The organism is Emticicia sp., from assembly GCF_049241225.1.
Taxonomy (GTDB): domain Bacteria; phylum Bacteroidota; class Bacteroidia; order Cytophagales; family Spirosomataceae; genus Emticicia.
In genome coordinates this window covers 1-2082 of sequence record NZ_JBMLRC010000117.1, presented here as the reverse complement: position 1 = coordinate 2082, position 2082 = coordinate 1, and the positions used below count along the sequence as shown (strand labels likewise).

Annotated in this window: 2 protein-coding genes; both read right to left on the bottom strand. The window is 41.1% G+C overall.

Translation table 11 applies throughout. The features are described from left to right. Window positions 1-794, bottom strand: a 794-nt coding sequence (locus ACOVO2_RS07200) for an alpha/beta hydrolase fold domain-containing protein (protein WP_421769322.1), incomplete at its 3' end; no start/stop codon positions are given. 192 nt (window positions 795-986) lie between these two features. After that, window positions 987-2009, bottom strand: a complete 1023-nt coding sequence (locus ACOVO2_RS07195) for a glycoside hydrolase family 43 protein (RefSeq protein ID WP_421769321.1) — start codon at window positions 2007-2009, stop codon at window positions 987-989. Between the last annotated feature and the right edge of the window lie 73 nt (window positions 2010-2082).

Here is a 2082-nt window from a genome sequence, read left to right as displayed (position 1 = left end):
GAGTGACCTGCATTCGGAATAAACTCAATCTGAACTTTCAGATTTTTGGCTTTAAAAGCACTCATTAACTCAATCGACTGATTGATAGGTACTTGAATATCCTGCTCGCCATGAACAATAAAAAGCGGTGGGTCGTTGGCATCAACTTGATGAACTGGACTTGCCAATTTTGCCAATTCAGTAGCTTGGTCTAAGGGTTTTCCGAGCAAAATAGCCAAAGCTGGCAAACGAACATTGAGGCCATGCGGTGTTGATTGATTGAGAATCGTCAGAAAATTTGTAGGGCCATAGAAATCAATACAACCTTGAACCGACGATGAAGTTTTGGTAAAATCTCCGAGTTTTCCTTCTAAATCAGCATTGTTGTTAGTGGTAGCTACCAAAGCCGCTAAATGTCCGCCCGACGAACTTCCCCAAATAACGATATTGTCGGCTTTATAACCATACTTACTGGCATTGGCTCTCAGAAAACGAATAGCGGCCTTAATATCATGCACATCGGCAGGGAAAGGTTTTTGGGTACTGGCATGAAAATCGACACTTGCTAAAGCGTATCCGAAAGGAATTAAGCCCAGAGGTGGGTTTTCTTTGCTACCAGAATGCCACGCACCACCATGTACCCAAACAATTAGGCGAGGCTCTTGCACGGCTTTTGGTTTATAAATATCAAGTTGGAGTTTTTTATCTCCATCTTGTGCATAAACAATATTTTTTGTGGTTTCGATATCGATTTGGGCGTGTATTTGACTACTCCAAAAGGCTAACAATGTTGTTAGTAGTAAAAGATTTTTCATAGAAAATAATGGAGAATTTTTAAATTCATTGCCGTCAGTTTTAACTGACGGATACCTTGTATTGTAGAAACAGGATTGACTTTAGTCAAACTACATATTTAGACTAAAGTCAATCTTGTTTTATTTTTGCAGTAATCCGTCAGCTAAAGCAGACGGGGTCGCCCAGACAGTAATGACTCTCTTTCGAAAATCTTACTTCAACTTCACTTTTCTAACTCCCTCAAAGGTCATTTTTACGTCTTTGATGGTATCGTCTTCGTTGAAATACATGCGGTCGATGCACGTTACACGATGGTCACGGTCGAGGTTTGGAATTGGGCGACGGTGATAAACAATGTACCAATCATCGGTATTAGGAATATTAATCACCGAGTGATGACCCGCACCAGTTGCCACTGCCTCGTCGGCCACCAAAATCGTAGATTTTTTCTCGAAAGGCCCAAAAACATTGTCCGAAACCCCGTAGGCTACTTTATACGTGCCGTTTGTCCAGCCACCTTCCGACCACATCAAATAATATTTTCCTTTGCGAACAAACATCGTTGGGCCTTCAACGTAGCCTTTGGGCGTGATTTCTTTCACCAAATCGCCATTTTCGTAGGGTACTAAAGCCGTGAAATCTTTGTTGAGTTTGGCAATATTGCAGCGTCCCCAACCGCCATACATGATATAATATTGTTTGTCTTTGTCTTGAAAAACATACTGGTCAATCGGCTGGGCTTTGTTATAAAACTGATTGATGAGCGGTTTGCCCAAATAATCTTTGTAAGGCCCTTCGGGACGAGACGCCACGCCAATACCAATGCCCCCGATTTTATCATCTTTGTCGGGATTATTCGGCCCGAAGCCTTTACGCTCCGAACTCTGAATATCATTGGCCGAGAAAAACAGAAAGTATTTATTATCTTTTTTGACGATACTCGGAGCCCACATTGCCTTATTTGCCCATTTTACGGCCGAAGTATCAATGATTCGTGGGTGTTTTGTCCAATTTACCATGTCTTTTGATGAAAAAGCATCTAAAAAAACTTGGTCTTTGTATTTGGCCGAGAATGTCGGAAAAACCCAAAATTCTTTGTTCAGAATCACACCTTCGGGGTCGGCGTACCAACCCTCAACAATCGGGTTGCCTGAGGTGGTTTTTGTGGTTTGGGCGGAAATTTTGGTAAATAGAAGTGTAAAAAATGTTAGCGTAATGGCTGTTTTTAATTGCATTGGTTGAATTTGGTTGAGGGTTATGAAATTGCTGATAAAATTATAGCATAAATATTCATAAACCTAAACTCAT